This window comes from Allobaculum sp. JKK-2023 (assembly GCF_034745455.1).
GTDB lineage: Bacteria > Bacillota_I > Bacilli_A > Erysipelotrichales > Erysipelotrichaceae > Allobaculum.
Map to the genome: position 1 here is coordinate 2,028,180 of NZ_JAYERV010000003.1, position 24,669 is coordinate 2,052,848.

A 24,669-nucleotide genomic window follows, 5' to 3' on the forward strand; every position below is an offset into this window, starting at 1 on the left:
TATTGAAGATTCAAGGTTGTACAGGTACACCTGCGTATGAAAAGTAGTGCATAGTACTTGACATCGAAAAGGAGATTTGATGACAATTGACAGACAGACAGACAGACAGACAGACAGACAGACAGACAGACAGACAGACAGACAGACAGACAGACAGACAGACAGACAGACATTATAATCTTGATTTAATAAAGATTGTTGCTTGCATTGCAGTTGTGGGCTTACATACTTTGCAGATGGAGTTGTCTATTATCAATTCGTCGCTTTACTACTTATGTGGTTTTGCTGTTCCAGCCTTTTTTATGGCCAATGGATATATAACTTTAAACCGTCCTACTGCAAATTTAAAATACTCTGTACATAAAATTATAAGTATACTAAAAATCACTTTATATTGGTCTGCTTTAGTGTCTATTCCTTATGTAATATATAAAAGTTTACAAGGTGAAATAACCTTAACAGGTGCTTTGCTACAGTTGCCAAAAACGTTCCTAAATGGATTTATTCAAAGAGGTCTGCTTTGGCAATTCTGGTTTTTGGGGGCGCTCATCATTGTTTATGCATTACTTCCATTGTTCAGGAAATATACAAACCAGCTACCTTTCATTTGGTCATGCCTAGCAGGGATTGGATTCGTGTTTCAAATTGCTTCTTACTATTTGGGAACACCTGTTCAGAGTCACATTATTCAAACTTTTCGAATATGGACATGGTGTCAATATTTTATCTTGGGTGGTGTTTTGGGAGCTAACCAGGGAAAAATTAAAGATATAAGTTTAAAGAAAGCTAAGATTTATTTTATCTTTATAACAACATGGATTGTAGTATTTCAGAATATTGCCGCACGATTGTTGATACACAACTTACACGCTGAATACTTTTATGACAGTGTTTTTACTATTATTTGGTTAATATCGATTTTTTCTTTGGGGAAAAGTGTCCATATATCAGTGAGAACAACAGGCTGGATTAGGAAAATTGTTTCCTTAACAATGGGCGTCTACATAGTGCATCCATTTATTATTCGAATTGTTAGAGTTCTTGTGCAGCCTAACACATTGGCAATGTCGTTGGTATTTTTTGTTGCTGTTCTTTTCGCTTCTCTCTGTGTTACTTACTTCATGCAGAAAATACCCTATGTGAATAAATTGGTAAAGTTATGAGATCTGTTTAAGGATCAAGTAGAAAATAGTTTCTCTCTTATACCTTCTTGGTATAATTCACAAAATTGAATCCTCACCAATTCGCTTCAGACTCCATCTTAAGTGAAGCATCAAGGGTAATGATCGACTATGACTATGTTCCCTAATTCTGCATAATAAGGGCTATGAGTAATTCTGCTGCTTTTGATGTCTTAAAAAGCAATATGGGTCCTGAGCAGCAAGCCTTTTTGCTGTGGGTGCCGTATTTGACCCGAATTTCTTTGAGTAAGGAGTGCAAAAACTATGAAGAAATCTACTGACTCTCGATAGCCAGATTGACTACTATAACAACCAGCGATATCAGTGAAAGCTCGCCAAGCATTCGCCTAACGAATTCTATGAGTACATCTAGACTGGAGTTTATTCGCGTCCAATACCGAGAAAACGGGTATCGGTGAAAGTGAAAACTGCGTATCCCTTCGATGGTCAATTTATGCAGTGGGATCGCGATTCACTCTCTCCGGAAGATTATAGGTGGTTCCTCTATCACTCACTTGCAGTCCAGCATTGTACTGCCTTCTAGTCTAGGCAAGGCCAGCTTCGTAAGCTCCGCTTAAACCATTGCCTGTTTCTGTTGGCCGATGCGCTTTGTCCTTTGCGGCGACCGATGGAAGAAAGCTAAACCAGTATGTGAGGGAGTGAGAATCTAAGTAAAAAAATTTACGCTTGACATTAGATACTCTTCACCAGCGAAAGTCTGGAAAGATTGCGTTACTTCAATTAGATTAGCTTAAATTGTACTTTTATCAGACGCATGCAATTTGTTACATGCCATTGGGAGGTATATATGAATTATGATTTTGCTCCATATGATGTATCTACAGCTGTAAATGCAACGGTTATCGAAAATATAGGTAGGTTTATAGAATGCTTTTCTACATCTGATGCTCAAACAACTTTTAATCCTAAGAGTATTTTTGGTATATTAATAGGTAATATTATAGATGCTGCTCTGAGTTATAAGAAAATAAAAAATGAGAGGGCTCAGTTTGAAATAAAAGGAAAAATTCTAAAGCAGTATATCCAATGTGTCGACGAAGATTCTAAGAGGAGATGTTTAGTCGAGTTAAAAAAAATAGAAAATTCTACTTCAATTGAATTAGCTAAGATAGTAAGTGAAACAAGTGTCCAGATCGAGCAAATCAAATCTGTTGAAAGAATTATACTCACAAAACTCAACCGGAATTATGAATTGGCTAAGGAAGTATTAGATACTGAATTTAAAATGTTTGAGTCTAGGTTATATTCTCAAGAACGTAAATTTTTTGCTAATTTGAATCTTATTGAGAAGACACAAGAAGAACTTAATGGATATATTTCTGCTCTGTTCCATAATATAGAGCAAGGGAAAACGGATCTGTACCAAATGGAACTACTAAAACAGTTGATAGAGTTAAAATGGGCTATGGCAACGAATAATAATTTCAATATTAGCGAAGGAATACTTCACCTGTTTATGGATGGTAAGTGATCATGTCTTTAGTTATCTTCATGGCTGTCATTGCAGCAATCATGATTACTATAATTTTGATTGCTTGTTCTTTTGCCAATAACGGCTCTTCTCAACACATTCCCAACTCTACTACCCTATCTAGCCAAGTAAACCGAATTGAGGAATGCCAATCTGTAGAAGATAATAAATATTCCCTTTCAAGGGAAGAATATAATTTAATCAAGATAATAGAACAAAATAGAGAAAAGATTAAGACTACTTTAAAAGCTGCAAACCTCGAGATAGATACTGCCTGGATGGACTCATCTAGGAAAATCATGGAAATCACATCCAATCTTGATAAAAATATTCAATGGTATATTGATAAGAATCTGAATCGAGCTAAATTTAATTATTATATAAGCCTTCATTATCGTTCCTTTTCTGCGGCAGATATTTTTTACACTAAACAATTCGTACCAGTCTGCGAAAGCTACCAGAAGATCACTGAGCTAATTGATTTCTCCTATAAGTACGGCAATCAGACAGGTGTATCCATAGAAAATCTTAAAGAAACTCAAAATATACTAGAGTCAGTTCGTAAACGTTCTTTAGCTCATTTGCATCAGCTAAACAACCAAACAAGAAAATTAAAGTTTAAAATTCGTGATGAATGTGGGCAAAGGGGTAGAAACTGGTATGAAAGCATAGTTAAAAAGAATAGAAGACTTCAAAATAAAACCTGAACTCATGCTTGAATTATCCCTATCTCAAAAGTCAGGAGTCTTTTCATCAGAGACTTCTGACTTCAATGTCATTTAGCTAGAAAAATATGACTTTAAACTTTGTCTCAAAATTGAAGACAAAGTGAATGATCGAGACTGAATCCGGTCCTCATCCATTCATATGCACCACACAAGCACAAAATATATTGATTAATCTGGATGTATTCGTCCAAATAGGTGCACTAAAAACAACTCTTTGATAAGAGCTGCTTTTAAGAAATTAGCGAGCACATAACATTCATTAAATGCGCGTATAACGCACTTATCGGTAAGTGAACCATATCAAACGATTGGGATGGAGATTTCGTTTGAAGCTCCTCTCTGGTCGAACAGGTAGTTTTTCTCTGAGCAGCTCCTCAGTCAGAACCTGAAACTCCGCTTTTGTAATTTGACGAATCGTTCGATTCTTCGTCCACTTCGGGGTGAACGTGTTCCTGATTGTTACGCGTCGAATTGATTTGACATAATACGTTAATTTTTATTGCAGTTATTTGCTCCAGAAATCTTTCTAAACATCTTGATTTCAATAAATCGATATGAATTATCGCGTCACTTTCTTTTTCAAAAATATGACCCTTGGCTTTTTGATAAAATTAGTTATTGATAATTAAAAATGAGATCCGATGCATTTCTTGCATCAGATCTCGTTTAACTATTCAGAAAGGCAATTCTGTATTTGCCCATTCTTTCGCTTTTTCGAAACTATAGTATTCGTACTGGGCTACAGGGTCTACCGTGTCCCAGATCCGATAAGGCCCAAAGATAAACTCTTCAATTTCAAGACTTTTCATCTCCTGATTTTTACTGCTTCCGTACGCACCAGTTCGGGCCTGTACAAAAACTGTACGGTGATCAGGATCATAGCCTGTAATTGTATAGCGCGGCTCTTCAATGCCATCTGACCTTACAACGACTGCGTGGCAATGCTCCGATGAAAGGTACTTTCGGATGAGATATTCATAGGCCGGAATTTCTTCGTTGCGTGTCTGTACTGCCTGCGCAGCTTCTTCATAGCTTGATCCTTCTTTCTTCAGGTAGTGAAAGAGATCATAAGGATTAAATGTTGAATACATCATCTTCATCTCCAGTTCATTTTAAATGTCAAGTTCACAGTCTTCACGGGCAATGGTTACAATATCAGCTGTGATCTGCCGCTTTTTCTGTGCAGCTGCTTCAATCATGCTTTTGGAAAGAAGCGAATCCATAACCCTTACTGAACCCTGCGAAAAGCGCCAGGCTGCTTCAATGGCATCTTCAGAAAATACCGGTTCTTCGCAGCCCGATTCCTTCAGACACCACTCAACATACTGTCCTGCTTCTTTTCGACTCAGGCCATTTGCGTGATAATTCACGATGATTCGCTGTCTGAGAGATTCGTTGATGCTCTGTTTTAAAATTCGATTCAGTCCGGGAAGACCCGAGAGAATCAGAATGCAGCAGTCACGAGAATCCATTTCAAAGTTCAGAAGCATAACCAGATCCCGCAGAATGGCATTGGATAAATATTGTGCTTCATCAATGATAATCACCGGCGTACATTTCTTTTCCTCGCACTGATAGCGGATTTCATCTTGGATTTGCCGAAACAGGTCAACCTTTTTATATTGCGGCTCAAGACCAAGCTCACTTGAAAGCATCCGAAAGAACTCCGCAACAGTGACAGTTGTCATCTGCAGGTAAATCACTTTAAACGAAGCTGGATTAAGGTTGTTGGTAAATTCACGGATCGCAGCAGTCTTGCCAGTTCCGGGTTTGCCAGTAATCAGACCAATTCCGCGAACCTTTTTTAAATGTTCCAGTCGACCTTCAAGCTGCTGAATATCTTCTGTTTTGTAAAGATGCCGGTAGCGTGAAGATTTCTGAAAGGGCAGCTGCCGCAGGCCAAAGAATAATGTCGGTTCCATTACTGTGTCTCCTTATGCGGGTAAACAATATGGCGTTTGCGATGGGTATAAGCATTTTCATGCTTATCTACCTTTTTTACAGAAATCTGCTTGTTTGAGATCGGATCCAGGATCCATGCCCGATCATCATTAAGAGGGTCGATAAAAATTTCGATTTTCTGCTTCATGAATTCTGAAGGAACTTCGTAAAGGACATTCTGAACCGAAACAGTCGAGTTTGTTTTGACTTTTCGCTCATACCTGCAGACAAAGATAGAATCCAGTTTTTCCAGAGGAATTTTATGGATGTATTCCTGATCCATAAGGAATCTTTCTCTTGGTGTCAGACAGGTACCATCCTCTTTGGCTAGAGAAGAGTGAGGTTTATTGATATACTCAGGGTAGAGATAGTGACTGAACGAGCTTTTTACTTCTGCCAGGTCGTTGAAACTTGTCCAGTCAATCTGATTGAGCCATCCTTCCTTCAGGGTTCGGTTCAATCTTTCTACCTTCCCCTTCTGGGCCCCATCCCGCACAGCACAATAACGCAAAACGATTCCTGCTTGTGCGCAGGCTAAGGCCAGATGGTGGTTTTCATAGGTTCCGCCGTGATCAAGAAGCAGCTTTTCCGGTCTTCCATTCCGAGCGATTGCGTCCTTAAGCACTTCAAGAAAATTCGCGGCATTATCGTGGGTATAGATACCGTACCCAACAACCATCCGGCTGGCATCGTCCACAATGAGCATCAGACAGACTTTTTCACCATTTAAATTCTGCAAGAAAGTGGTGTCTGCCTGCCAGCACTCGTTGGCATGCCGGAACTCAAAAGCCTTCCTGTCCTTATTCTGATGAATGGCAGGGAGCTTTTTTTCTGGTCTGGCCGTTCTGACAAAGCGATCAATTGTTGACTGAGAAAGCGAATCATCAATAATACCCTCGTCTTTCAGCCTTTCTCTCAGCTTCACGTTGGAAATTCTTGGAAACTGATCAAGGATCTGACAGATTCGGCTTTGAACCTGGGGAGTAAGGGCGCGAAACACCCCCTGGTCTTTTCTGCTGCGCGAAATAAGACCATCCAGTCCCGAAGATTCAAAGCAGTGGCACCACCAGAGAAGGGTGCGTGGACTGTAAAACTTTGATACCCCAGTGACAGGGTTCATCAATGGCGATGAAGCGATTTTTTTGGCTAAGGCATGTCTGGATTCATCCTCTTTTTTCCGATGAAGGATAGGGGAAATGACGCCAACTTTCCAGATTGCGATCTTTTCTTTGTTTTCCTGATTCAAGATTTCACCTCCAATAAGATCAATCCCAACATACCATCAAATCGGCCGCTTCTACTATGTCCAAATGATTTGAGTGTGGTCATATGCATAAATTCCATACCCCATAACAGATGAACGACCAGTGGCTTGATATTGGAAAGTGACGCGTAAAAAAAGATTCACTGTGGATGTGAAGAAAATCAACAAGAAAGTCTATGAGCCTCTTAGAAGACTGGGCAAGCTTGCAGGCTGTCCGGCCTCTGGACAACTGATTTTGATGGGCAAGTCTGGTCTGCATAATTCTCCAGTCCTCGGCCGAGTAACGATTAATCAGGCTGCGAATGGTGGATCGGGGTAAATGGAAGTGCGTGGCAGTCGTCTGAAACTGCTCTTTCCCCGGGCCATAAAAATAGCCAAGAACACATACCAGAAAACTATATGTAAAGACACAGAAAGGACATATCCAGAGCGGTAAAAATGCATGATATGGATGTTCACATGTTTTACATTCGCAACGAAAGACGGTCACAGTCAGATGAAATGGTTTTGAATTTTTACTGGTATATAGATAGCGTTGGTAATGGGAATGAACCTTCATTTTGCCAACAGTTCCGCAACAGGGACACTTAGAACGTATCCTTAGAGCATTTTTTAGATCCCGGTCATAACGGTTTTGAAAGTTGGATGAGTATGAACTTGGATCAATGCTTGGGAGTTTTCCGACAATACACATGATAATCACCTTAGAATAATTTTAATCCAACTGTTAACGTTCTAAAATGTAAATTTAATATGATGCAAAAAAGCACAATCCATTTCATACCTGCCTAGGCAGGTATGAAATGGATTGTGCTTGAAATCCCGAAATCTATGTAATACAAGATGCCTCGTAACACCTGATAGCCCGTATCGCCTTAGTTGTATTGATTTGGTATTCATAAGTTGTCTGATTCTCTTCTTTGTTATCTGATTGAGATGATTCAAGAACACACTTTTTGATCTCGGAAACCAGATTGTAGAAGATAAGGGATGAATAAATCTCCTGAATGATGTATTCTGCTTTTATCGAGTGGATACGTTTCATTCCTATTCCATATTTAAGCCAGGAGAAACTCTGCTCGATTCGCCACCTTAGGTGGTAAATAAATCCAAGAGCCTCCGGAGGAAATTCTGCTTCATCCAGATTGGTAATCAGTCCTTCCCAGACGTTGTCGCCAATCTCGATAGCTACCACCCTGCAGTCAAAATCAATAAATTCAGATTCTGGATCAATCTGTCTCATTGATTTTTTGACCAGGTATTTCATCTGGGGGTTTTCTTTTTCTCTTTTTCTTTGGTGGTGGGTAAGAATGCGGCTGATCTGCTGGTCTTCTGTATGGTCAAGCTCTGTATAAGTCAGGCAGCTATACTCTCGTTCTTTCATACGTATGAGGTATTTGTGCCCTAAGGATTCAATAAGCTTACATAATGGGTAAGAGAAATACCCTCTGTCCATGACAAAGAGAAATGTCTCGCCAGGATAAGCTTCATGAATCTCCTTGACCATTTTCATAGCAGCGCCCCGTTCGTCTTTGGACCTCTGGTCTTGAGTGACGATGGCTAAAAATTTGTCATTAAGTACGTCATAGGCTGCGTTAACGTGAATACCGGCCCGGATAATGTTTTCCTTGTTCTTGGTATAAATGATGTAGTCAGGTTCATCTTCATTTGGCGCAACAGGTTCATTGGTTCCGTCAAAAGCGATTACCCTGTGTTCTTTATATTTTTTATCCATGGAAACTTCATGGCTTGGCAGCCACATGCCGGGATGAAAACAGTGAATAGATATTGAGTGTTAAAAATCTTTCTCCTTAAAATAAATAGTGTAAGGAAAGAACCTGGTAATTGCGTGACTTTTTATTGTGGATTTCCCTGCCGGGTTCAAGGCAGTCATAGAAACTGCTAAGCAGGAATGCCAGAGTACATGCCAGAAGTCTATCGAGGCTGCAAAGTAATTTTCTCCGTCAGAATATCTCTGATAAGCTGATCAGTACGCACCATTCCTGCTTCAGGTTCTTTTTCTTACACTTTGTGGAAAGGAGAACCTATGAATGAACAAAGATAAGATTTCTGACGAAAGCTGTGCTCTTGCTCAGGCGGTAAAAGCGTGTGAACCAGCCAGCCATCAACCTCATGAAGAGAAGCTCATTCTTCAGACTGCATGCGGAATGGATGTACATAAGTCATTTATCGTTGCCGTGATCAAGACCACTGATTCTCAAGGAAAGGTGATTACACATAAAAAAAGATTCTCGACTTTTAAAGAAGACTTGATCGAATGCAAGGACTGGCTGCTTGAACATGACTGCCATCATGTCTGCATGGAGTCAACAGGTAAGTACTGGATCCCTGTTTTCAATATCCTTCAACCGGCCATGAAGGAAGTTCGCGTATGCAACCCTAAATGGCTGTCTCTTATAAAAGACGAGAAAGATGATAATAAGGACGCTGACCGTATCTGTGATCTTTATCGACATGGAATGACACGCTCAAGTTATATCCCATCAGCCGATTTTCGAGAACTTAGAGACACTTCCAGACAAAGAAGAAAGTATGTTCAGATGCGAACATCCGAGCACAACCGGCTGATCAATTGTCTTACAACGAACAATTACAAGCTGGATATGGTGTTCTCAGATATCAGAGGCAAGTCTGCAACCAGAATTATCAACTTGATTATATCAGGCAAGCCTTACACAGATAAAGATATTCTGAGCTGTGTTCATCCTCGCTGTAAAGCCAAGCGTGAAGATATTCTCAAGGCTTGTGATGGAATCCCATTTACACCATATCAGACAGACCGGCTGCAGATCATCAGAAACCATATTCAGTATCTGGATTCGGAGATCAAACGTCTGGAGGGTCTGATGGACAAGATGCTTTGTAACTATAAGGAATATCGCCGTCTTCTGGAAACCATTCCGGGAATCGATTCAGTCAGCAGTATGTCTATTCTTGCAGAGCTTGGCATTGAAATGTGCCAGTTTAAAAATGCGGCCCAGCTGTGTAAATGGGATGGACTGGCCCCTGGAAGTGATGAGTCAGCAGGTAAGGTTCACAATCGACATATCACCAAAGGCGGTAAGTATATTAAGCCGCTTCTCGTACAGTGTGCCTGGGCAGCGGTTAAAGACAAGAAGAAACCTTACTACGCCTGTAAATTTCAGGAACTGGCTGGGCGCGGCGTCAACAAGAAAGTAGCCATTATCGCCATCGCCAGAAAGATACTCGTCGCCATTTTCCATATGTTTGTGAAGAAAGAAGAATGGCATCCTTCAGACTGTGACAGCAGTTATGCCCCAAGTGGAGTAACTATCAAAAAAGAAACAAAGAAGCTCAAAAAGTGTGTTGAAATATTGAAGTATCTGGGGCTGGACATGAAGACTGTCGTAAAAGTGGTTACCGACCTTTTTGGATGTACTGTCGATGAAGAAGGAAATGTCTATTCAGAAATGACTGGTGAGATAGTCTTAGGCATCCCATAATTCATTAGTACAGACTAACGGGGGAAAGGGGGTACTACGTCCTCAAGTAGCATTTTATGTTGGTATTTCAACAAAATATCAATATCCAATCTACAACCAGGGCTGGCAGACAAAGAATTGCCTTGTTAGCCGAGGGGTTGTTTTCAAAGTAATAAAGTGCCAATGTGGCTTTGTGCAGTGTTGAAAATACGCTGACTGGAGTTTTGGTTTTTGTCTGAACAAGTGCTGAAGCAGATGGTCTTACACTGCCCATGCCGAAATAGTTCATGGACAAATCGGAGAGTGTTGCCCCATTCCCGATAATGGATGTATTCAGGAAATGGAACAAGTTTATTTTTGATGATCGATAATGACTGCGTGAGAAAGCTCCTGTTTCAGAAGCAAGAATCTTCTCCTGTTTGTAGGCAAATTCCTCAAGGGATTTCATGAATTTTTGATAAATCACGGACGGCGAAGTAACTTTAGTTGCCATATTTTCCTCCTTATAAAGTTATGTTTTCAACTTGATAAGGATTAAATTAGATAATTATGGAGTTGTTGTCAAAGTTAATTTTCGTTAAACCAGAAAACATAAAATCCACCATCTGTACACGGATGGCGGACAAAAACTAAGCTAAATGACATTGAGTCCAGATAACCGATTTGAGTCCATTATTATAATTGTCAATCCGATTTTTACCGTTAGCTCTTTGTTCTTTATCACTCATCATACTTTTCTTCCTGAATAATTTATTGAAAACCACGAATAGCGAGTGTTACATCTCATCGCCTTTTATGTTTATGATCTTGCTATTAATTAGATATAATACTTTATATAAGCGTTATAGTGATTTACTCTTTCGAGTGTAACTATTATTGAGGCGCAGCACTACTGATGATTCACGCAAAAAAACTACATTTGGGTGATACCAAAACTCAAGCCGGATTTAGGTCAAGTTAAGACTTTTCGCTGTAGTCGTAATAATAATGTCTGGTCTGGTAGCTTGGTACTTTTGTCATGATCACACCGATTAGATTGGCACCATTGCGGCGAAGGATCTGGGTTGCGTCTCTGGCCTCGTATTTGTTGGTTTCCTTGGCGGAATAGACGAATAAAGTTCCGTCTGCCAGGTTTGAAATCGGGATGGCATCTGAGGTGGCCATGATCGGTGGGCAGTCGATGATGACGATGTTGTATTGTTTTCTTGCTTCTTCGATCAGATGGGCATAGCGTTTCGAGTTAATGGCCTCTGTTGGATTAGGAATTTTGGTTCCTGCGGAAAGAAAATCCAGTTGGTTGTCATCAGGAAGATCAATTGTTTGAATTTCTTCATAGCTGTTGATGATCACTGATGTGTCGTAATGGGTAAGCAGGTTGGTAAGACCCTGGGCATTGGAGACGTTTAACATTTTATGTAAAGAACGTTTATGAAGGTCGCAGTCAATCAGAAGAACTTTTTGGTATTTCGCTGCATAGATTTTTGCAAGTTCTTTGGAGACTGAAGATTTTCCTTCGTCTGGCTGGGTGGATGTAATGTTGAGAACTTTCAGATCGGAGTCAATCTGAGAGAATTCAATATTGGCTCGCAACTGGCGGTATTGGTCTTCTAGGTTGAACTGGTAGTTTTTATTCTTTTTCTTTGTTTTAGCCATAAATCATATACTCTTCTCTGTGTCTTTTCTATTCTTCTTAGCTCTTCGTGTGGTTTAGGGTTGCTGCTGTTTTTTTTATTTCTATTCCTATTTCCGGTCCCGTTTTAACTTCTGATTTTGTTTCTATTCACGTTTTTCGGTTTTCTATTTTCTCTTCTTCACCTGGGTTTCAGGCAGTTCAATGTAGACCGGAAGGCCTAAGAACGCTTCAACTTCGCGGCTAGTTTTCAGGTGTTTGTCGGTGAGCAAGCGAATGACCAGATAAACCATGACGCCCATAAAGCCGACTAAAGCGCCGATTAAGGAGTATTTTGGAATAGAGGGACTGACTGGATCAGTTTCCAGTTTTGGTTCATCCGTAATCTTGATGTTCTGTACGTTCAGGGAAGCCGACATTTCATTGACAAAGATATTAATGGTGTCTGTTGCAATTTCCTGCGAAAGCCTTGGATCCTTGGTAGTTGCAGTGACGGTGACGATTTCGGTGTTTGGAATATTGGTAATGGAAAGATTTTCGCGAACATCTTCAGCAGTTTCCAAACCGGTGTCTTGTGCAACTCTGTTCATGATGTTGTCCTGGGTTAAGAGGTTGACAACGTTATTGACGAGTTTCTGGTTGGAGTTGATTGAGTTGTAATCAACTAAGCCTTCAGTTACTTTTGGAGTTAAAAAAAGCGTGCCACTTGAAGCAAATTTTTCCGGGATGACCAGCCAGGTAAATACGCCCGTGCAGATTCCACAGATTAAAGTAACACTGATTAACAGCCAGATATTTTTCTTAACAAGCTCCCATAATTTGGTCAAGTCAATTTCAAAATCTTTATCGTCTTCTTCGGCAGGTATGGGGGTAAAAGGTTGATAAGAGGTGGCAGTTGTGGAAACACCAGCATTACGGTGTCTGTTTTGACGTTTCAGGGATGATTTCGGCATTTAGAGGCTCCTTTCATAAAATTTACTCCAAGGGTGTTATAGAGCGATTTTGCCTTAGTCATGATAGCAAACACCCTGATAAAGTGGAAGTAAACGCAGAATTTTGGGAATTGAGTGATTGGGTTTTTGACAAAAGTGATAGCAGTTTTTGCATTTTGCTAGAATCTATAGCCTGTAATATATATGTATATCACATAAAAAAGAATGTGGATATGGGTGCTTGATGGATAACGCTTGTGATTAAAAATAGTTGATATTTCTAAAAATAATAAGAGATACATAATAACATGGATTGAAAACAGATTTTGGTAGGGTGGATAAGTATAGATTTGGATTTTATGTTTGTGCATTTGAAAAACAGGTGTGGAAGTAGAGCCAGCATGTAGGCAGGCCGACAGGCATGCAAGTAGGGAAGGTCGAGCAGGTAGGTAGGCGTGAGAAGAAGCGGTCAGCCAGTATAGGGAAAGCGGAGTTGAGTGTGTTATTTTCTGGAGATTGATATGAGTGGAAGAGTATCCAAAATCTGATGGAGAATCGGTTGAATCTATGAACTGGTTTGATTTTTGACATTGTTTATCGCTACTGTATAGCTATGAAGAAATTTGTAGACGTTCACTCCCATATTGCCTGGGATATTGATGATGGAATTCCTTCGATTGCGGAGTGTGAAAAAGCATTGGAGATAGCGGCAGAAGATGGAGTCAGGATGATTGCCAGTACACCGCATTTAATTCCGGGTCGAACGGATTTGGCTGTAATTGAAAAACGGCAGATGCAGCTGCAAGAAGTGGCCAGAGAATTTGGGATTGAGATTCGAATGGGTGCCGAGCTGTTTATGAATCGAGTAAGCATGGATGCGATTGCTAAAGGGATGATTCGACCTTATGAAGGGACAAATCGGCAGCTTTGCGAATATGATGTCCGTCGGGATTTGTCTGAGATTGAATATGCAGATGAGCCGTTATATGAGATGAAGGTTCGGGGGATTACGCCTGTGATTGCCCATGTGGAGCGCTATTTCCATAAGAACATTGATCTGGATGTGATCCGGAATTGGAGAAAGCAGGGCTGTATTATTCAGGTGAATCGAACAAGTCTTTTAGCTCGTGGCAATAAGACGGTTCGAAATAATGCCTGGAAGGTTGTGGATGCAGGGTTGGCAGATCTTGTCGCAACGGACACTCATCGAACCAGCGGTCCTAGAATTCCAGTTTTATCGGATGTATATGAAGAGATTGCAATACGAAACGGGGAAAAGGCAGCCAGGATTCTCTGTATTGATAATCCTGCAGCATTGCTTGCAGGGGAGCCCATGAAAAAGGTCCCTGAAAAGGTTAAGAAGGGATTGCTTAGTTGGCTTCGAAAGTAAGAATCCTACGAGATTTGGATCTTAAGAGATACTGATCGTTCCATATTTTATAGCTATGATCTTATGGTCACGGTTTTCTGGTCATGACTCAGTCGCTTAAGATCGTGATTCATTCTTGGATGAATCAGAATTCCTTTTATCACGCATTGTACGGGCTATGAACAATGTTCAATGCTACATTGAAAGTAAGCAGGCTGGATAGATGATGTACAGTCTGCTTTTTTAGACGGATTTGAATGGATCTGGAGGAAGAATTGATCCACTTCCGTTTCTGTTCGTTCATTTCAATGCTAAGGAGTACATCCATATGATTACACCGGGTAATGTCTTCTCTATTGTTAAGGAGAATCAGCCAATTGAGGGGTGCACGGTTTCCAGAGAGCTGCTTTCGAATGTGAAAGATGCTGTGATTGTTTTTGCGATGGCAGCCGGAACGGATATCAGTGCGGAAACATACAGACAACCAAAGCTTCTCTGGGTTTTAGAGGGAGAATTGACGATTTATTCTTCTGCAATCGGAGAAGTTAACGTCCAGGCCGGAAAGGCTTGCTGGACGCCAAAAGATGTTCCAGTGGGAACAAGAACTGAAAAAGGAGCAGTCTATTTAGAGATTGCACCAGAAAGGACAGAAGTTATGAGCACAAACATTAAACCAGGAGAAATCTTTACACTTGCCAGTCTGGTTCCATACCAGACGGATGCGATTATTAACCGGGATATCTTCCAGACTCCAACCATGAAGTTTGTGGTGATGTCGTTTGACGCTGGAACAGGTCTTTCAGAACATGCGGCTCCCGGCAATGCGATGGTTTTCGCGTTAGAGGGTGAAGCTACAATTACGTATGAAGGTGTTGATCATGTCATTCATGCGGGCGAAGAAATGTTGTTTGCCAAAAACGGAAAGCATGCGGTTAAGGCAAATACACAGTTTAAGATGGCTTTATTGATCACCCTGGAATAAGGGGAAAATGAATAGATTTTGAGCTTTGGTTCTTAATTGCCCGGATCGTTCAGACATACAGTTGAGGTCGTTGACTTTGCTTTGGCTGTCTGGATCCGGGCTTTTGTACCAAACCGCCCAAAGGGCGGTTTGGTACAAAAGCTGATGGAGGTTTTGAAAAGGTAGAAGAGGTATTGGAGGCATTTGAAGTATCCAGTACTGGAACATTAGAGGGGCAGATCTCCTGAAAATATGCAAATATCCCTGAAAATCAGACCTTTAAGCTGCCAATTCTTCGTAGGAAAAAACAGACTATTCTAAAAAATACGGTAAGTGAGATACTGATGATATATTTCACAGATCGTGTTTTTATTTTGTCTAAAGGAGAAGTGAAGAAATTATGAAGAATGAAAAACAATCCTTATCGTTGATCCGGACGTTAAAAAAGAAAGGGAATGATCATCCGTTAGAAAATTCGGTGGAAAGCAGGTTTGAAAATCAGGAAGAGGACGGTTTGCACAATCAGTCAGGAAGTGAGGCAGATCGTCTGGGTGAACACCAGCTGATTACCTTGGATCTGAGTCAGCAGGCATGGCGTTCGCTTTTCTGGGGGTGCACGGATGGAGTTTTGGATAGCAGTCCGTCTGGGCGGGGAGTGTCTGACTTTCAGGTTGCCAGGGGAGTTGGTGTGGAAGATCTCGATTCGGTTTCTTTGAACAGGTTCAGAGCGCTGATGAAAAACCAGTTTCCTGTTCAGACGTTTACGACGTATCCGGATGAGGAGTTTCTGTCGTATGTGGGGGCCGGGAAAAGAAATCGGCAGACGGGTGAATTTGAACTGTTTTTAGGAACGGTGCTTTTTCTTGGGCGGACCAATGTGATCCGTGAGCTGTTTCCATATTTCCATCTGGATTATTGCGAATATGAAGATGCTTCTTATCCGCAGTGTAAGTTTCGGATTTCTGATAACGACTATCTGCAAGAGGAGATCAATCTGCTTTCGTTCTTTGAAAAAGTTATCCAGAGAATCGAGAGTGTAGTTGCTGAAACTGCCCTTTCAAAAGAAGGTGAGCCAGAAGTCAAAAAAGCCGGAGTGTTTCCCACAAAAAAACTGCATACCCCAGAAGAAGGGCAGTCAGATGGTTTTTACCCGGATTCAATTCTTCTTGCTTTGCGGGAAGCTTTGGTGAACACGCTGGTGCATGCGGATTACCAAAGTCCGGTTGGTTCGGTGCAGATTGATGTTCGAGATGATAATTTGTCGTTCAAAAATCCGGGATCCATGCGGATTTTGCCAGAAACATTTTTTGCGGGCGGACATTCCTATCCTTGTAATGAGGTGTTAATGAAGTTATTTACGGCTGCTGGTCTGGCCAGAAGACAAGGATATGGAGGGGCCAGAATCTTTTCCGGATCTCTTTTGAGAAAATATGAGCGACCATCCATCCGGATTTCACCGATCGCAACGGAACTTGTTTTTTCCTTTGATCAATCTTTATCTTCGGATAAATCAACAATTGTAATATGAATAAAAAGCAGATTCCAATGTCATTTAGCTAGAAAAATATGACTTTAAACTTTGTCTCAAAATTGAAGACAAAGTGAATGATCGAGACTGAATCCGGTCCTCATCCATTCATATGCACCAAATAAGCACAAAATATATTGATTAATCTGGATGTATTCGTCCAAATAGGTGCACTAAAAACAACTCTTTGATAAGAGCTGCTTTTAAGAAATTAACAAGCACATAACATTCATTAAATGCGCGTATAACGCACTTATCGGTAAGTGAACCATATCAAACGATTGGGATGGAGATTTCGTTTGAAGCTCCTCTCTGGTCGAACAGGTAGTTTTTCTCTGAGCAGCTCCTCAGTCAGAGCCTGAAACTCCGCTTTTGTAATTTGACGAATCGTTCGATTCTTCGTCCACTTCGGGGTGAACGTGTTCCTGATAGCCCGTATCGCCTTAGTTGTATTGATTTGGTATTCATAAGTTGTCTGATTCTCTTCTTTATTATCTGATTGAGATGATTCAAGAACACACTTTTTGATCTCGGAAACCAGATTGTAGAAGATAAGGGATGAATAAATCTCCTGAATGATGTATTCTGCTTTTATCGAGTGGATACGTTTCATTCCTATTCCATATTTAAGCCAGGAGAAACTCTGCTCGATTCGCCACCTTAGGTGGTAAATAAATCCAAGAGCCTCCGGAGGAAATTCTGCTTCATCCAGATTGGTAATCAGTCCTTCCCAGACGTTGTCGCCAATCTCGATAGCTACCACCCTGCAGTCAAAATCAATAAATTCAGATTCTGGATCAATCTGTCTCATTGATTTTTTGACCAGGTATTTCATCTGGGGGTTTTCTTTTTCTCTTTTTCTTTGGTGGTGGGTAAGAATGCGGCTGATCTGCTGGTCTTCTGTATGGTCAAGCTCTGTATAAGTCAGGCAGCTATACTCTCGTTCTTTCATACGTATGAGGTATTTGTGCCCTAAGGATTCAATAAGCTTACATAATGGGTAAGAGAAATACCCTCTGTCCATGACAAAGAGAAATGTCTCGCCAGGATAAGCTTCATGAATCTCCTTGACCATTTTCATAGCAGCGCCCCGTTCGTCTTTGGACCTCTGGTCTTGAGTGACGATGGCTAAAAATTTGTCATTAAGTACGTCATAGGCTGCGTTAACGTGAATACCGGCCCGGATAATGTTTTCCTTGTTCTTGGTATAAATGATGTAGTCAGGTTCATCTTCATTTGGCGCAACAGGTTCATTGGTTCCGTCAAAAGCGATTACCCTGTGTTCTTTATATTTTTTATCCATGGAATAAAGTGCCAATGTGGTTTTGTGCAGTGCTGAAAATACGCTGACTGGAGTTTTGGTTTTTGTCTGAACAAGTGCTGAAGCAGATGGTCTTACACTGCCCATGCCGAAATAGTTCATGGACAAATCAGAGAGTGTTGCCCCATTCCCGATAATGGATGTATTCAGGAAATGGAATAAGTTTATTTTTGATGATCGATAATGACTGCGTGAGAAAGCTCCTGTTTCAGAAGCAAGAATCTTCTCCTGTTTGTAGGCAAATTCCTCAAGGGATTTCATGAATTTTTGATAAATCGCGGACGGCGAAGTAACTTTAGTTGCCATATTTTCCTCCTTATAAAGTTATGTTTTCAACGTGATAAGGATTAAATTAGATAATTATGAAGTTATTGTCAAAGTTAATTTTCGTTAAACCAGAAAACATAAAATCCACCATCTGTACACGGATGGTGGACAAAAACTAAGCTAAATGACATTGAAGCAGATTCTCTGAAAAAAGTGGTGGGATTGGGGTCGAGGACTGATTAGAGAAGATTCCTGAACTTTTCAATGATTTGTAACCGAGAATCTTAAAATTATAGATTGGTTTGTTTAGATCACTCTTATACATTTAATATAAAATCTATATAGAACATTTATATCTATAAATTTTGAAGATGGAAGAACACTATTAGCTAAATGTTGCGGTTACAATTATAACCGAACTTTGAATGCGGTTCTTGCAGATAAAAGTGGATACTTGGCTTTAATATCACTTTATATAAAGCTGATAGAGAGTTCTTTCATTTTACTGCAAATGAAGTGTCAGGGTTCGGTTACAATTTTCTGAAAAGCTCAGGTAGTACAGGAATGATGAATAATTTACACTCACCTTTTTGGTGAAAAGTAAAATGACCGCAAACACGTTCTTTAAAGGTGTTTCCAGCCATTTGTCGATTGTGATGAATTGTTCAGGTCACTTTCTATAAAAAACAGTATGGATATTTAGCAATCGAAATAATATATAGAAAACTTATACGAAAATGGTATGCTTGGTAAGCGGATACTACAATGATGCATTACGTAGATTTCTAACAATTGGATTACCGATTATTGAAATGTTCATCTGAACCTTTTGGAATTATGTTGATTCCTAGAATAGGAGAAAAAGTGAAAGAATTAGTAATTATCCATCTGTCTGATCTCCACATTACTGAAGGTCAAGGTTATTCTAGAATTCTTGGAGATTTGTTAGCTGATGTAAAAAAGCAGATTAATAGAATGATGCCACCAAAAAGTGCAGCGATGAATCAGAGTACATTAGTCATTGCCGTCACAGGTGATATTTTCCATAAAGGACCTAAAAAGGATAGCAAGAGTCCTACATCGACTAAGACTGCTTATGAGGTAGCTAAAGAATTCTTTGAACAATTACACACCAATCTGAAAGACTATAATCCATATATATTTTTTGTTCCCGGCAACCATGATAAATGTCGATCAAGTTACTTAACAGATCTGATGGAAGCTCAAAGGGTATATGCCCATACATTAACGGTGAATGCTAAAACCAAAACACGTTCTAAGAATTTTTCTTTGGGTTTTAAGAATAATTTTTGGTTAAAAATTCTTGAAGATTATAAGTCAAAGGGAGGCACAGGCTATCTTGAACTAGTGGATGAAGTGAGTAGAAAGTTCAATCAAGGCAGAATTACTTATGACCCAGCTAACACATACGGGGTTTATGAAATTAGCAGCCCGTATTTCTTTTCTCAAACAGGTAATCTCTCAAGCTCAAAACAATTGAAGTTTTGCTTCATTTTGATGGATACCAGTTGGAGTTGCTTTAATGATAATGATAAAAGAAATCTTCTTATTGGTGATTTTCAGGTTGATGAGCTGATCAATAAATACCATAAAATATATACAGACGAAGAGCATGATCCCGATTTAACGTTTGTGTTGGCTCATCACCCTACGAATTCATTAATGGGGCCGGATGAAGACTATTTATTCAATGCTCTGTTTTCTAGCACTGGATATGGGGCTAACTTCTACCTATGTGGACACATTCATAATAAATTGATCAATAATATGGCAACGGACCAACGTTCAATCACCACTCTAATGTGTGGAATTGGTTGGCCGGAAGATTTAATGAACTCCCCAACAGCCTCATCGGGAATGAGTGGCGGCCCATTAATTGATATTAAGCATTCATACGCCCTTTATACGTTTAATCTGTTTGAGAATAGTGTGGATATTTTAACAAGACGGACGGATACTGGCGGTCATTTTATTACAGATAAAATGGTTCCTTCTGGCTCCAAAGGATCTCAGAGATATGATGAAATGGACCATCGATCTATTAATATTTATGATCAAGACTTTTTGTCTTTCTCGAATGCCAAAAACAATTTTGTGACAGGGGTTTATTTAAATTCAGAATTGTTTGGGATAATGAGAAATTATATCGCTATATTATCCAATTTGCAGCAACAAGTAGATATACTTGTAAATGAAGTGGCCTATAGTATGTTGCTTACTTTAATCAAGAAGCTAGAGACAAAGAGCAGACATTTTTCAAGGCAACAGGTGCGAGCAATCCGAAATGGTCTATTTGATTTACTTACCCCTATTAATCTTGGAGCTGAAACCACAGAAAAAGATTGGATTATGGTGAGAACATTTATTGATGAAAATAACGATATAGTAAGAGATGATTTTTGTGAGTATTTAACGGGGTTAGCTCGACTTTATAATCAGGCTTTCGAAAGAGTTTTAGATGCAAACAATGTTGATGATCCTGAAATTCGGATTCATTTCCGAATTGCTGAACAGAGGCTCGGCAATGATGGGAAGGTAGATATTGTTTATCCTTCTGTTACTTATTGCCCCACTGAAGCTACCAACTCTAAAATGCATTCTCCTACAGACAGAAAATTCCAGGACTTACTTAAGGAGTCTTTTGAATCAGAGTCGTCTTTACTCTATAGTGCTAATAAGGCAACTGTAGTCGAACGGCCAAATTCGATGTGGAGTGATTTTATAACTTTTGGTTTGAATAAGGGATGGAATGTTGTGATAGACAAGAATGGAGAAGGTTCTGAGCGCCCGATACTAACCTGTGGGATTTCTGTAGTAAAAGAGGAAGAAGCTCATCTGTTGCAAGTTCTTGATCTGCTCAAGTTTTCAGATGTAATCTCATTCCATATTGAGCAATTCACTCATTTAGTTGGAATAAGTCTTAGTGATTTGTTTGGTTTCTAAAACTATAACGAATAATCTGCAGTTCCCGCGTTTTTTCTAACCAGGGCATAATTTTTAATAAGTGATCTACCTATATATTACTTTAATTAAAGGATATTCATGGCGTTTAATTATCCGATCGGTCTTAAGTAGAGTTACTTTCTGGTTAGAATTAATTCTATCCAGAAAGTAACTCTATTTGAACCTTTTTAGGGTAGCAGATACTTTTGAATCTCCGTAAGTAAAGCGAAATTTAGGGTTTCTATTCTTTGTCCGGATTTCCTGGGTAGAAAGATTCCGGGAACTATAGATAATTGAATTGTTATTGACTTAATCTAAGCTATTTTGCAAAGCCAAGCGTTATCAGCAGGGTAAACGATGGCAAGTCATTTCAGTCTTTACAAATCAAGATGAGGGATAGATCCACTAAGCAAAGATACAATGAAAAGAGCATTGATTCAAATTGGTTCTTATGCAATCTGTTTGATTCGCTAAGAGTTTTTTTTGTTATTCTTTCTTTACTTAAAGAATGTTAAGATGGGTGATCAGAAAAAACTATAGTATTTTCGTTTTTGATCGACACCTTTCCTCAATTACCTTTTTTTCGATAATCATATAAAGCGGATTGCTTCGATAACTTTCAATAAAGTAAAACGAGGAAGTATTGCTATATTAGAGAGGGTTTAGTAACGAGGCAAAACCAATTGGTGCTTTGGGATAAAAAAGACTATAGGGTATAAAACCACTATAGTCTTTTTTAGTCGATTAGAAATAAGAAGGATGCGAATTGCAGATAACTGCCCAGTTTTCTGTTTTAGAATTGAGTTTTCTATTTAATCACTAGTTTAGCTTTACGCGGTCTTAGTGAGAATGTAGTGGCAGACAATGTAGAAGGCAATCCGGGTTCACCGTTAGACGCATTTAAAATATAGTCTAAAATGATTGAGGCGTCTGAACGTTTTCTCGGAATATGCCTCTTTTGCTTCTTTTTTAAGCTCGGTTGTTCGCTGGGTACTGCTTGAGCTTCTTTACTTGCTTTAATCTTTCTCATGATTTACTCCTATAAACTCCCGATTCAGTATGTGCTTAGCCGTCCATAAGTGGCTGACGATATCTATACTAATAAATGCAGACTCAGTAGTTATGTGTCGAATCAAGATTGAATTTAATCATAATAAGCAACTATCGTCAATAACGCTAAGGAACAGAAAAGAAATAACCCCTTTTACAGGTAGTCATCATTTCTGCTTTATACAAAGAGAACCAATAACGTTTCGTCTCAATGACATTTTTAGTTTTTCTCAAAAGAGCAAACTACCATTAGATCTTTATATAAAGCGCAAATCTCCAATGACGAGAGGTTTAATTAATATAAAAAGCCAATAACCCAACAGTAGCCTAATTATTGGGTAATTGTTATACAATTAATCCTAAGTATACGCATTGATTTTGACTTTTGGAAGCCGAATACCTTGACTTTTTGAACGATTTTAAAAAGTCGCTAATTTCACCTTAAAAACGTCAGTTAAATTTGTGCTTGGTAATAAAAATGAAGAAGCCGTTTTCGGCTCCTTCTGGCTTAAGTGTCTGAGAGGTGGGGTAATGCTAAGGACGATCCGAGTGAATCTGGTTTGATCAAAGAGGGCCTGATGGATTCACGGATCAGAGATGCAGCTTGAAAAATTGACTTTGACTGGCAGTTTGTCATAGACCAGCCTACAAGTCATTTTTTCAGTCAGTCGATTGATGAGTTAATGGGCGAATGAGTCTCGGTCAATGAATCAATCGGCTAATGAATCGATTGGTCAAATGGTCAATGAGCTCATCGGGCAATGGCCAGTAAATTAATCGGTCAATCCATTAGTCGGAAAGATCGGCGCCGTTGGTTTCGATGACTTTCTTATACCAGTAGCCGGAGTCTTTCAGGTAGCGTTTCATGGTTTTGAGATCAAATTCGTCGCGGTCTACGAAGATGAAGCCGTAACGTTTTCTCATGCCTTCGTGAGTGGAGATTAAATCAATTGCACTCCATGGGTTGTAGCCAAGCATCTGGGCACCATCGGTGATGGCTTCCTGGATCTGGGCGATATGCTGACGCAGGTATTCGATGCGGTATGGGTCGTGGACTTTGTCACCTTCGAGGGTGTCGTATGCACCAAGGCCATTTTCGGTAACAAGTAATGGCAGGTGGTAGCGGGAATCCATTTCACGGATCGTAGCACGGAAGCCGACAGGGTCGATTTCCCAGCCAAATTCGGTTTTGCCAAGGTTGGGGTTTGGAACGGATTTGAACATGCCGGAAGTTCCGCCGCCGCTTTGCTGGTCACCACCGAAGGCTTCTTCAGGAACGGAGCCATCATCTGCTGCAACAGTTGCGGTGTTGTAGTAGTTAAAGCCGATGAAGTCTGGGTGTGCATTTTTCAGAGCGTCTTCGTCGCCAGGTGCGAAGGTTGGAGTGGCGTCATTTTGTTCGAGCCAGTTCCAGACGATGGAGTTATAGACACCATAAACGACTGCATCCAGGTAGAGCCAGTTGCGGATGGCGTTGAAGTTCTGGGCTGCAATGACGTCTTCTGGTTTGCATGTCGCTGGGTAGACCAGGGAGATGTTTGGAGCGGGTCCGATTTTGGCTTCTGGCAGCATTTCATGGCAGATGACCATGGCTTTGGCCTGGGCAACGAGCATGTTGTGGTTTTGCTGGTAAATCTCTTTGAGCAGGTTGGTTGTGCCTTCTGGGATTAACAAGGTTCCGATGACTGGGCCAACGAGGGTAAGCATGTTCTGTTCGTTGATGGTGAGCCAGTATTTTACACGGTCACCAAAGTTTTCAAACAGGACAGTCGCGAATTCGACAAACCATTTCACAGAGTCTGGGTTAGACCAGGATCCTCTTTGGTCAAGAGCGGCGGGCATGTCGAAGTGGAACATGGTGACGATTGGTTCAATGCCGTATTTGAGGCATTCATTGATGACGTCGTTATAGAAATCGATGCCTTTCTGGTTGATTTCGCCAGTGCCGTTTGGAAGAATACGGGTCCAGGCAATGGAGAAACGATAGGATTTAAATCCCATTTGGGCCATCAGGGCAATGTCTTCTTTGTAGTGATGATAAAAGTCGGCGCAGACGGTGAGATCAGAGGTTCCTTCTGGAACTTGTTTGACATCCTGGCAGGATGGGCCTTTGCCATCTTCGAGGTTAGCGCCTTCAACCTGGTAGGCAGAAGTGGAAGCGCCCCAGAAAAAGTCTTTTGGGAAAGGTTTCAGTTTTCTTTCTTTCATAGTGTGTCTCTCTCTCAGTCTAATGGCCAGATTGACAAGGTTTGGCTTCAGGCACAATTCCAACTTGGAGTGAAGGGGGAAATGTGGCTGGATTTGCCTTGAGGTCTGGCTGATGGTTTCGATTTCGGCTTGTCTTTTCGCAAGAATTTGTGCTCTGCATGAAAGAACGCAGATTCGAAAAGGTGTTGGAAGGCAGTTTGGGAACTGCTGGATTTGAATCTGGGTGGGTCTGAAAGCAGATCTATGTTTTTTAGAACAGCCTTTGGGTGAGGGAATCAAAATCAGAAAGGCTGAAGATAAAAGACCAGATTTTGGTTCGTCGAACTCAGGTCATTGAACATCGGTCATTGAACTCAGGTCATTGAACTC

19 protein-coding genes are annotated in these 24,669 nt (G+C 40.3%); 9 read left to right on the forward strand and 10 right to left on the reverse strand.

The features are described from left to right. Nucleotides 1–86 precede the first annotated feature (86 nt). The 3 genes from U4956_RS08155 (at nucleotide 87) to U4956_RS08165 (ending at nucleotide 3,380) form a co-directional block, all read left to right on the forward strand. Nucleotides 87–1,163, forward strand: a complete 1,077-nt coding sequence (locus tag U4956_RS08155) for an acyltransferase (protein ID WP_323090089.1) — start codon at nucleotides 87–89, stop codon at nucleotides 1,161–1,163. Nucleotides 1,164–1,989: 826 nt separating this feature from the next. Further along, on the forward strand, nucleotides 1,990–2,673 hold the full coding sequence (locus U4956_RS08160) for a hypothetical protein (RefSeq protein WP_323090091.1): 684 nt from the start codon (nucleotides 1,990–1,992) through the stop codon (nucleotides 2,671–2,673). Between the two features lie 2 nt (nucleotides 2,674–2,675). Next, on the forward strand, nucleotides 2,676–3,380 hold the full coding sequence (locus tag U4956_RS08165) for a hypothetical protein (RefSeq protein ID WP_323090092.1): 705 nt from the start codon (nucleotides 2,676–2,678) through the stop codon (nucleotides 3,378–3,380). Nucleotides 3,381–4,075: 695 nt separating this feature from the next. On the opposite strand, the gene U4956_RS08170 is transcribed toward U4956_RS08165, so the two are convergent. From U4956_RS08170 to U4956_RS08180, 3 genes are read right to left on the reverse strand one after another with little or no spacing between them, the layout of a single operon-like run. Beyond that, a complete protein-coding gene (locus U4956_RS08170; protein WP_323089020.1) occupies nucleotides 4,076–4,495 on the reverse strand; it encodes a hypothetical protein in 420 nt (139 codons plus the stop codon). Nucleotides 4,496–4,513: 18 nt separating this feature from the next. Next, a complete protein-coding gene (locus U4956_RS08175) occupies nucleotides 4,514–5,323 on the reverse strand; it encodes an ExeA family protein (protein WP_323089019.1) in 810 nt (269 codons plus the stop codon). Continuing rightward, on the reverse strand, nucleotides 5,323–6,588 hold the full coding sequence (locus U4956_RS08180) for a DDE-type integrase/transposase/recombinase (RefSeq protein WP_323089018.1): 1,266 nt from the start codon (nucleotides 6,586–6,588) through the stop codon (nucleotides 5,323–5,325). Before U4956_RS08180 ends, U4956_RS08175 begins: the two co-directional genes overlap by 1 nt. A 163-nt stretch (nucleotides 6,589–6,751) precedes the next feature. Here U4956_RS08180 and U4956_RS08185 point away from each other — a divergent pair, with 163 nt between their 5' ends. Further along, nucleotides 6,752–6,925 carry a hypothetical protein gene (locus U4956_RS08185; RefSeq protein WP_323089017.1) on the forward strand — a complete coding sequence of 58 codons (174 nt, stop codon included), beginning with the start codon at nucleotides 6,752–6,754 and terminating at the stop codon, nucleotides 6,923–6,925. A 510-nt stretch (nucleotides 6,926–7,435) separates the two neighbouring features. Here U4956_RS08185 and U4956_RS08190 read toward each other — a convergent pair. Then, nucleotides 7,436–8,341, reverse strand: coding sequence for an IS4 family transposase (locus U4956_RS08190; RefSeq protein WP_323090094.1), 906 nt, complete (start codon nucleotides 8,339–8,341; stop codon nucleotides 7,436–7,438). Nucleotides 8,342–8,657: 316 nt separating this feature from the next. Between U4956_RS08190 and U4956_RS08195 the strand changes: the two genes are divergently transcribed. After that, the gene (locus U4956_RS08195) at nucleotides 8,658–10,091 is read left to right on the forward strand and encodes an IS110 family transposase (RefSeq protein WP_323090095.1); all 1,434 of its coding nucleotides are present in this window, start codon (nucleotides 8,658–8,660) and stop codon (nucleotides 10,089–10,091) included. Between the two features lie 67 nt (nucleotides 10,092–10,158). Here the strand turns inward: U4956_RS08195 and U4956_RS08200 are convergent, their stop codons facing one another. The 3 genes from U4956_RS08200 to U4956_RS08210 form a co-directional block, all read right to left on the reverse strand. Continuing rightward, nucleotides 10,159–10,563, reverse strand: coding sequence for a hypothetical protein (locus U4956_RS08200; protein ID WP_323090097.1), 405 nt, complete (start codon nucleotides 10,561–10,563; stop codon nucleotides 10,159–10,161). 464 nt (nucleotides 10,564–11,027) lie between these two features. Further along, nucleotides 11,028–11,723, reverse strand: coding sequence for a CpsD/CapB family tyrosine-protein kinase (locus U4956_RS08205; RefSeq protein ID WP_323090099.1), 696 nt, complete (start codon nucleotides 11,721–11,723; stop codon nucleotides 11,028–11,030). Nucleotides 11,724–11,867: 144 nt separating this feature from the next. Next, on the reverse strand, nucleotides 11,868–12,653 hold the full coding sequence (locus U4956_RS08210; protein WP_323090100.1) for a YveK family protein: 786 nt from the start codon (nucleotides 12,651–12,653) through the stop codon (nucleotides 11,868–11,870). A 592-nt stretch (nucleotides 12,654–13,245) separates the two neighbouring features. Here U4956_RS08210 and U4956_RS08215 point away from each other — a divergent pair. From U4956_RS08215 to U4956_RS08225, 3 genes are all read left to right on the forward strand, one after another. Then, the gene (locus U4956_RS08215) at nucleotides 13,246–14,022 is read left to right on the forward strand and encodes a tyrosine-protein phosphatase (RefSeq protein ID WP_323090101.1); all 777 of its coding nucleotides are present in this window, start codon (nucleotides 13,246–13,248) and stop codon (nucleotides 14,020–14,022) included. A 307-nt stretch (nucleotides 14,023–14,329) separates the two neighbouring features. Then, nucleotides 14,330–14,983, forward strand: coding sequence for a cupin domain-containing protein (locus U4956_RS08220; RefSeq protein ID WP_323090102.1), 654 nt, complete (start codon nucleotides 14,330–14,332; stop codon nucleotides 14,981–14,983). Nucleotides 14,984–15,362: 379 nt separating this feature from the next. Further along, nucleotides 15,363–16,490, forward strand: a complete 1,128-nt coding sequence (locus U4956_RS08225; protein WP_323090104.1) for an ATP-binding protein — start codon at nucleotides 15,363–15,365, stop codon at nucleotides 16,488–16,490. Nucleotides 16,491–16,743: 253 nt separating this feature from the next. On the opposite strand, the gene U4956_RS08230 is transcribed toward U4956_RS08225, so the two are convergent. Beyond that, nucleotides 16,744–18,117, reverse strand: coding sequence for an IS4 family transposase (locus tag U4956_RS08230; protein WP_323089682.1), 1,374 nt, complete (start codon nucleotides 18,115–18,117; stop codon nucleotides 16,744–16,746). Nucleotides 18,118–18,942: 825 nt separating this feature from the next. Here U4956_RS08230 and U4956_RS08235 point away from each other — a divergent pair. After that, nucleotides 18,943–21,042, forward strand: coding sequence for a metallophosphoesterase family protein (locus U4956_RS08235; protein ID WP_323090105.1), 2,100 nt, complete (start codon nucleotides 18,943–18,945; stop codon nucleotides 21,040–21,042). An 808-nt stretch (nucleotides 21,043–21,850) separates the two neighbouring features. Here the strand turns inward: U4956_RS08235 and U4956_RS08240 are convergent. Both U4956_RS08240 and U4956_RS08245 read right to left on the reverse strand, forming a co-directional pair. Beyond that, nucleotides 21,851–22,072 (reverse strand): hypothetical protein, encoded by a 222-nt coding sequence (locus U4956_RS08240; RefSeq protein WP_323090107.1) that lies wholly within the window; start codon nucleotides 22,070–22,072, stop codon nucleotides 21,851–21,853. Between the two features lie 809 nt (nucleotides 22,073–22,881). Then, a complete protein-coding gene (locus U4956_RS08245; protein ID WP_323090108.1) occupies nucleotides 22,882–24,300 on the reverse strand; it encodes a glycoside hydrolase family 1 protein in 1,419 nt (472 codons plus the stop codon). Nucleotides 24,301–24,669: the final 369 nt, after the last annotated feature.

What these genes read in the sequence shown, in the direction of transcription:
- U4956_RS08160 (WP_323090091.1), top strand. Translation starts at nt 1,990, where the DNA reads ATGAATTATGATTTTGCTCCATATGATGTATCTACAGCTGTAAATGCA.
- U4956_RS08165 (WP_323090092.1), top strand. Translation starts at nt 2,676, where the DNA reads ATGTCTTTAGTTATCTTCATGGCTGTCATTGCAGCAATCATGATTACT.
- U4956_RS08170 (WP_323089020.1), bottom strand. Translation starts at nt 4,495, where the DNA reads ATGATGTATTCAACATTTAATCCTTATGATCTCTTTCACTACCTGAAG.
- U4956_RS08175 (WP_323089019.1), bottom strand. Translation starts at nt 5,323, where the DNA reads ATGGAACCGACATTATTCTTTGGCCTGCGGCAGCTGCCCTTTCAGAAA.
- U4956_RS08190 (WP_323090094.1), bottom strand. Translation starts at nt 8,341, where the DNA reads ATGGATAAAAAATATAAAGAACACAGGGTAATCGCTTTTGACGGAACC.
- U4956_RS08195 (WP_323090095.1), top strand. Translation starts at nt 8,658, where the DNA reads ATGAACAAAGATAAGATTTCTGACGAAAGCTGTGCTCTTGCTCAGGCG.
- U4956_RS08200 (WP_323090097.1), bottom strand. Translation starts at nt 10,563, where the DNA reads ATGGCAACTAAAGTTACTTCGCCGTCCGTGATTTATCAAAAATTCATG.
- U4956_RS08205 (WP_323090099.1), bottom strand. Translation starts at nt 11,723, where the DNA reads ATGGCTAAAACAAAGAAAAAGAATAAAAACTACCAGTTCAACCTAGAA.
- U4956_RS08210 (WP_323090100.1), bottom strand. Translation starts at nt 12,653, where the DNA reads ATGCCGAAATCATCCCTGAAACGTCAAAACAGACACCGTAATGCTGGT.
- U4956_RS08215 (WP_323090101.1), top strand. Translation starts at nt 13,246, where the DNA reads ATGAAGAAATTTGTAGACGTTCACTCCCATATTGCCTGGGATATTGAT.
- U4956_RS08220 (WP_323090102.1), top strand. Translation starts at nt 14,330, where the DNA reads ATGATTACACCGGGTAATGTCTTCTCTATTGTTAAGGAGAATCAGCCA.
- U4956_RS08225 (WP_323090104.1), top strand. Translation starts at nt 15,363, where the DNA reads ATGAAGAATGAAAAACAATCCTTATCGTTGATCCGGACGTTAAAAAAG.
- U4956_RS08230 (WP_323089682.1), bottom strand. Translation starts at nt 18,117, where the DNA reads ATGGCAACTAAAGTTACTTCGCCGTCCGCGATTTATCAAAAATTCATG.
- U4956_RS08240 (WP_323090107.1), bottom strand. Translation starts at nt 22,072, where the DNA reads ATGAGAAAGATTAAAGCAAGTAAAGAAGCTCAAGCAGTACCCAGCGAA.
- U4956_RS08245 (WP_323090108.1), bottom strand. Translation starts at nt 24,300, where the DNA reads ATGAAAGAAAGAAAACTGAAACCTTTCCCAAAAGACTTTTTCTGGGGC.